The sequence below is a fragment of the Sinomonas sp. G460-2 genome, from assembly GCF_047759905.1.
Lineage (GTDB): Bacteria > Actinomycetota > Actinomycetes > Actinomycetales > Micrococcaceae > Sinomonas.
In genome coordinates, this window is sequence record NZ_JBKZWT010000214.1 from 1 (window position 1) to 6,392 (window position 6,392).

Annotated in this window: 8 protein-coding genes; 4 read left to right on the forward strand and 4 right to left on the reverse strand. The window is 70.3% G+C overall.

The window, feature by feature from the left end; translation table 11 throughout:
- Nucleotides 1–616: protoporphyrinogen/coproporphyrinogen oxidase (locus ACLN58_RS16155; protein ID WP_415856277.1), on the reverse strand; the 616-nt coding region annotated here is incomplete at its 3' end.
- Nucleotides 617–625: 9 nt separating this feature from the next.
- Nucleotides 626–1,681: a uroporphyrinogen decarboxylase gene (hemE, locus tag ACLN58_RS16160; RefSeq protein WP_415856278.1), complete on the reverse strand. Its 1,056-nt coding sequence runs from the start codon at nt 1,679–1,681 to the stop codon at nt 626–628.
- Between the two features lie 120 nt (nt 1,682–1,801).
- Here hemE and ACLN58_RS16165 point away from each other — a divergent pair, with 120 nt between their 5' ends.
- The gene (locus ACLN58_RS16165) at nt 1,802–3,175 is read left to right on the forward strand and encodes a glutamyl-tRNA reductase (RefSeq protein WP_415856279.1); all 1,374 of its coding nucleotides are present in this window, start codon (nt 1,802–1,804) and stop codon (nt 3,173–3,175) included.
- A 216-nt stretch (nt 3,176–3,391) separates the two neighbouring features.
- Here ACLN58_RS16165 and moeB read toward each other — a convergent pair whose 3' ends face one another.
- A complete protein-coding gene (gene moeB, locus ACLN58_RS16170; protein ID WP_415856280.1) occupies nt 3,392–4,579 on the reverse strand; it encodes a molybdopterin-synthase adenylyltransferase MoeB in 1,188 nt (395 codons plus the stop codon).
- Between the two features lie 112 nt (nt 4,580–4,691).
- Here moeB and ACLN58_RS16175 point away from each other — a divergent pair, with 112 nt between their 5' ends.
- From ACLN58_RS16175 to ACLN58_RS16185, 3 genes are all read left to right on the forward strand, one after another.
- Entirely contained in the window at nt 4,692–5,315 is a 624-nt protein-coding gene (locus ACLN58_RS16175; RefSeq protein ID WP_415856281.1) for a TetR/AcrR family transcriptional regulator, read from the forward strand.
- Between the two features lie 80 nt (nt 5,316–5,395).
- On the forward strand, nt 5,396–5,620 hold the full coding sequence (locus ACLN58_RS16180) for a DUF3107 domain-containing protein (protein ID WP_415856282.1): 225 nt from the start codon (nt 5,396–5,398) through the stop codon (nt 5,618–5,620).
- A gap of 10 nt (nt 5,621–5,630) precedes the next feature.
- Nucleotides 5,631–5,942: a hypothetical protein gene (locus ACLN58_RS16185; protein WP_415856283.1), complete on the forward strand. Its 312-nt coding sequence runs from the start codon at nt 5,631–5,633 to the stop codon at nt 5,940–5,942.
- Here ACLN58_RS16185 and ACLN58_RS16190 read toward each other — a convergent pair.
- Nucleotides 5,932–6,276 carry a 4a-hydroxytetrahydrobiopterin dehydratase gene (locus tag ACLN58_RS16190; protein ID WP_415856284.1) on the reverse strand — a complete coding sequence of 115 codons (345 nt, stop codon included), beginning with the start codon at nt 6,274–6,276 and terminating at the stop codon, nt 5,932–5,934. The two genes, ACLN58_RS16185 and ACLN58_RS16190, sit on opposite strands and share 11 nt — an antisense overlap.
- Between the last annotated feature and the right edge of the window lie 116 nt (nt 6,277–6,392).

A 6,392-nucleotide genomic window follows, 5' to 3' on the forward strand; every position in this document is an offset into this window, starting at 1 on the left:
GCGAGCCGTGCTCGGTCATGAGAGCGCGCAGGCCGGGGGCAACCATGTCAATGTCGAGCAGCGCCGGGTCCGCAGAGTGAATTCCGCCCACCACGGGAGTGACGAGGCGCCCGAGGACGCGCCTTCCCATCCGCGCCCGCACCACGTCAGCGACGCTCGCCTCGGCGCGCGGCGCTGGCACCGGAAGGAAGAGATCGAACGACGCGCGGACCGCGCCCCACAGCCCCAGGACCGAGCGGACCTCGGGATCCCACGGATTCGACGGGATGCCCAGCACGCCCGCCTTCGGAAGCTCCTCGGCGCCGCCGGGCAGCTGGACCCACGCGCCGGACGGGTGCGGCGCGACGACGTCCCCGCCGAGCCCGAGTTCCTCGAGCAGCGCCCGCACGGCGTCGGTGCGCGTCGCGAACGACTCGGCCCCGCTGTCGAGTGCGAGCCCCGCGACCTCGTGCACGCCGAGGCATCCGCCCCAGCGGTCGCTCGCCTCGAGGACCGTCACGTCGAGGCCGGCGCGGCGCAGCTCAAGCGCGGCACACAGCCCGGAGATCCCCCCGCCGACGACGACGGCGCGCGGCGGTGCGCCCTGGGAACCGTCTGCTGGTGGTGCTGCGCCCATTCCCCCGGCCTAGATCGAGTGGACGAGCTCGACGAGCCGCGTGAGCACGCCCGGATCCGTCTCGGGCGGAACTCCGTGGCCGAGGTTGATCACGTGCCCCGGCGCGGACGCGCCGTGGCGGACCACGTCGCGGACGTGGGACTCGAGGACGTTCCACGGGGCCGCGAGGAGGGCCGGGTCGATGTTGCCCTGCAGCACCACGCGGCCGCCGAGCCGGCGGTTGGCCTCCTGGATGGGGAGCCGGTAGTCGACGCCGATCGCGTCGACCCCGACCTCGTACATCGCGCCGAGGAGCTCGGACGTGCCGGTGCCGAAGTGGACGAGCGGCGCCCCGAGGTCGCGGACGTGGTCGAGGGCGCGGGACGAATAGGGCGCGGCGCTGCGGCGATAGTCCTCGAGGCCGAGGGACCCGGCCCACGAATCGAAGAGCTGTCCGGCCGATGCGCCGGCCTCGATCTGGGCGCGCAGGAAGCGACCCGACGCGTCCGCCGTCCACTCCATGAGCGCCTGCCACGTCGAGGGATCCCCGTGCAGCATCGTGCGGGGGCCGAGGTGGTCGCGCGACGGGCGGCCCTCGACCATGTAGGCGGCGACGGTGAACGGCGCGCCCGCGAAGCCGATGAGCGGAGTGTTGCCGAGCTCGTTGACGGTGAGGCGCACAGCCTCACGGATCGGCTCGAACATCGAGTCCTCGATCCGCGGCAGCGCGGCGACGTCCTCGGCCGTGCGGATGGGGCGGTCGAGCACAGGCCCCACGCCGGACACGATCTCGACGCCAACGCCCGCGAGCTTGAGCGGAATCACGATATCGGAGAAGAAGATTCCCGCGTCCACCCCGTGCCGACGAACGGGCTGAACCGTGATCTCGGCCGCGAGTTCGGGTCTGAGGCAGGCCTCGAGCATGCCCACACCCTCGCGCGCCTTGCGGTATTCGGGGAGCGAGCGGCCGGCCTGGCGCATGAACCAGATCGGATGCTGGCTCGGTCGCGCGCCGCGGTACGCCGCAATGAGCGGAGACTGTGCCGTCCGGCCGTCCTTGAGGGGGTGGTCAGGGCTGAGAGTCATACGGCGATTCTCTCAGAGGGGGCAAGGGTCGATGCTGACAGGCTGTCACATCGCCAAGAACCGGGGGCCGCGCAAGTCTTCGTGTTCTACAGCGGATCGAAAAGCTATGATGGTCGCGCTGTGGTTGTTTTCTCGATGGTGGCGACACACGCCGATCTGAACCTGGAAACCGTTGCCCTTCTGAGCAACGGCGCTGCCGCCGTGGCCTCTTCGGCCTCGCATTCGCCCGCCCTGAGCGGCGCCGTCGTGCTCTCGACGTGCAACCGATACGAGATCTACGCCGAGGCCCCGGCCCCCGAAGACTTCGAAGCGGCGCGCTCCACGGTCGTCGCGGAGATCAGCCACCGAAGCGGCCTCCCTGAGCACACCGTCTCGGACGCGTTCCGGACCCACGAGGGAGCGGACGTGGCGCGCCACCTCTTCGCCGTGAGCTCGGGCCTCGACTCCGCGGTCGTCGGCGAGCGCGAGATCGCCGGGCAGGTGCGCCGAGCGCTCATCTCGGCCCAGGAGGACGGCACCGCGAGCCCCTCCCTCGTGCGGCTGTTCCAGGCCGCGTCCCGCACCGCGAAGGACGTCGGGACGCAGACCGCGCTCGGCAGCCGCGGCCTCTCGATCGTCTCGGTCGCGCTCGATCTCGCGACCGACCTCGCGGAAATCCCCGACTGGTCCGCCAAGCGCGCCGTGCTGTTCGGCACGGGCGCCTACGCGGGCGCGACCATGGCCCTGCTCCGCGAGCGTGGTTGCACCCACGTCGAGGTCTACTCGTCCTCGGGCCGGGCGGAGGAGTTCGCGGCGGCCCGCGGCGGGGCGGCCCTCACGCCCGAGGAGCTCCCCGGCGCGATCGCGCGAGCGGACGTCCTGATCGGCTGCAGCGGCTCGACGAACGCGATGGAGGCCGTGGAGCTCGAGGCCATCCGCAGTGACTCTCCCCAGCAGCTCATCGTGATCGACCTCGCGCTCACCCACGACTTCGATCCCGCCGTCGGCTCGCTCGACGGCGTGGAGCTCGTCACGCTCGAGTCCGTCCGCCTCGCGGCACCCCAAGAGCAGGCAGAGGCCCTCGCCGAGGCGAGCCGGATCGTGAGCGCGGCCGCGTTCGACTTCGAATCCCAGCGGCAGGCGCGCCAGGCAGACGCCGCGATCGTCGCGCTGCGCCGGCACACGATGGCGGTGCTCGACGCCGAGATCGAGAAGGTGCGCGCCCGGCACGGCTGCACGGCGGCGGCCGAAGAGGTCGAGTTCGCGATGCGGCGCATGGTCAAGCAGCTCCTCCACACCCCGACGGTCCGCGCCCGCGAGCTCGCGGCACAGGGTCGCGAGGCCGAATACCTCGCAGCGCTCGACGCCCTGTACGGCATCAGCGTCGAGCTCCCGTCCGTCGTGGCCGAGACGCTCGGCGACGGCGAGTCCCCCGAACCGGTCCCCCAGGACCCGGCGCACCCGAACCCCGCGAGCGCCGAGGACTGCCCGGTCGACCACTCGCGCGCCGGCTGAGGTCTCGCCCGAGCTTCACGACCGTCCGGTTCGCTTCAGGACCGTCCCGTTCGCTTCAAGACCGTCCCCTTTGCCTCAGGACCGTCCCCAAGGGGCATAACCGTCCAGCACAAGCAACGGTCATGCCTCCCAGGGACGGCCGTGCCGCACAAGGGACGGTCAGTAGACCTTCGCAGGGTGACGGGCCCCCGAAGCCGACCCGCCGCCGTCGTCCGATTAGTACGTCGGTTTGTCCGGCTCGACGTCCCGCACCCACGCGAGGACACCGCCCTCGAGGTGCCGCACGGCCGTGAAGCCCGCCGCCTCCGCGGCGGCGAGCACGTTCGCCGAGCGCCCGCCGACCTTGCAGTGGAACACGACGTCCTTGTCCCGGGGCACCTCGTCCCACGCCTCCCCCGAGAGCAGTCGCCCCTGCGGGATGAGGCGTGCGCCGGGGATGCTCACCATCGCGAACTCGCCAGGCTCGCGGACGTCGATGAGCTCGAAGTCCGCGAGCCCTGCGTCCCGTTCGCGCAGCATCTGGGCGAGCTGTACCGCGGTGACGGTCCGCCCCCCTGTGGGTGCCGGCGCCGGCGCGACGCCGCAGAATGCCTCATAGTCCATGAGCTCCGTGATGGGCTCGGCGTCGGGGTCCTTGGACACCTTGAGCTCGCGCCAGGTCGCGCTGAGCGCGTCGTACAGCTGCACGCGCCCCAGCAGGGTGCGGCCGACGCCGGTGATGAGCTTCACTGCCTCCGTCACCATCGACGCGCCGATCGTCGCGCACAGCATGCCGTAGACCCCGCCCTCGCCGCACGAGGGCACGGACCCGGCGGGCGGCGCCTCGGGGTACAGGTCGCGGTAGGTGGGCCCGTGCTTCTCCCAGAAGACGCTCACCTGGCCGTCGAAGCGGAATATCGACCCCCACACATAGGGCTTGCCGAGGATCGCCGCGGCGTCGTTCACGAGATACCGCGTCGCGAAGTTGTCGGTCCCATCGAGGATGAGGTCATAGTCGGCGAAGATCTCGAGGGCGTTGCCAGCATCGAGGTAGACCTCGTGGAGCCGCACGTCGACGAGCGGATTGAGCTCGCGGACCGCGTCCCGCGCGGAGTGGGCCTTCGGGCGCCCCACGTCGGACACGCCGTGGATGACCTGGCGTTGGAGATTGCTCAGCTCGACGGCATCGTCGTCGACGACGCCCAGGGTCCCCACGCCAGCCGCGGCGAGGTACAGGAGGGCGGGCGAGCCGAGGCCACCGGCACCGATCACGAGGACCTTCGCGTTCTTGAGCCGCCGCTGACCAAGATCGCCGATCTCGGGAATGATCACGTGCCGCGAGTAGCGCTGCACTTCGTCCGGCGTCAGCGGTTCGCCCGGCTCGACAAGCGGCGGGAGCGTGGTCTGCGCAATGGTGGGGGACATGAATCCAGCCTATGCCCGGCGCGTTGTGAATGCGCCCGCCATATGACTCGCGGGTAAAGTAAAAAGTACCGCTCGCCCGCGTGGGGCGAACGGTCAGGAGAAAGGTGGAGCTGTGGGCACCGAACCTCGCGCGGGGGCAGTGAGGTCTCCGCGCCTTCCGAGGGACGAACGCAGGGCGCAGCTTCTCAACGCCGCCCTCGAGGTCTTCGCGGCCAACGGCTATCACGGCGCCGCGATGGATGATATCGCCGAGACGGCGCAGGTCTCGAAGCCCGTGCTCTATCAGCACTTCCCCTCGAAGCGTGACCTGTACCTCGCGCTCCTCGACAGCCATCTCGCCACGCTTTCCGGTCTCATGAAGGCCGCCCTCGGCTCGACGACGGACAACCGCGAGCGCGTCCGCGCCGTCATGCGCGCGTACTACGAGTTCATTGCGAAGGACGACAAGGCCCATCGCCTCGTGTTCGAATCCGACCTCGTGAACGATCCCGACGTCGCATCCCGGCTCGAGACGTTCAACAAGGGGTTCGCCGAGGCCATCGCGCGAGTCATCGCCGCGGACACGAAGCTGCCCATGGTCGAGGCGCAACTATTGGGCCGCGGGCTCGCCGGCATGGCCCAGGTGAGCGCACGGTACTGGCTCGAAACCTCGGGCGATCTGCCGATCGACGCCGCGAGCGATCTCGTGTCGCGTTTGGCTTGGCGCGGAATCTCTCGATTCCCCAAAGAGGCCTAAGGTACACATAGAGAGGGCTCGCCGCCTTGAGCGCGGCGAGCCACGGCATTCTTCGTTCGACGCAGCAAAGGGAGACCCACGTGGAAATCAAGATCGGCATCCAGAACGTCGGCCGCGAGATCGTGCTCGAGTCCTCGCAGGACGCGGACGCCGTCGCGAAGCTCGTGGCCGAGGCCATCTCTGGCCAGAAGGAGCTCCGCCTCGAGGACGAGAAGGGACGCCAGGTGATCGTTCCCGCCGGCGTGATCGGGTACGTCGAGCTCGGGGCCCAGGAGCAGCGCCGCGTGGGCTTCGGCGCCCTCTGACGGAGCAAGGATGGACACAGTCTGGTCGCTCGTCATCGACGTCATCGTGACGGCCGGATGCGGCTTCGCCCTCTGGGCGGCGGATCGGCGGCACGGGAAGTACGGGATCATGCTCCCCGTGGCGCTCGGCGTCGTGGTCGGGTGCTTCGCGTGGATCGTGCTCATCGCGGCGGGAACCGGCTACCTGACCGGGCTCACGTGGATGCCCTGGGTCGTCCCCATGGTGCTCGGCGTCGTCGTCTCCGTCATCATCACGAAGCTCGTCGAACGGCGCCGGGAGAAGCGCGACGTCGCCGATCTCACCCGGGTGCTCAAGGGCTGAGCGACTCGGGATACCGCTCGGGCTCGGCCACGGCGTCGAGCGCCGCGGCCCTGAGCGTCGTGCGGTGGGCGGCGTCGACGTCCTTCGCCGTAACCGCTCCCCCGGCGTCGTGCGTGCTGAAGCGCACGTAGACGCGGCGATAACGCCAGTCGAGGTCTGGGTGGTGGACGAGGTCCTCCGCGATCTCGCCCACGGCGGCAATGAACGCGAGCGCGGCCGCCGATGATGGAAGCTTGTAGACCGTCGCGAGCCCGCCCGCGCGGTGCCGCCAGTCCGGCAGCCTTTCGAGCTCGGCCGCGAGCCGCGCGTCGTCGAGCACGTCGAGTCCGCTCATGCTTCGAGGGTAGGCCCGTCCCGTTGCGCCGTCACGTCCGCGGGGTCCTGACCCTGCGGACGTGACCGCGCAATGAAGCGCTCCCTTAGAGGAACTGCGCGCGCCCCTCCATGGGG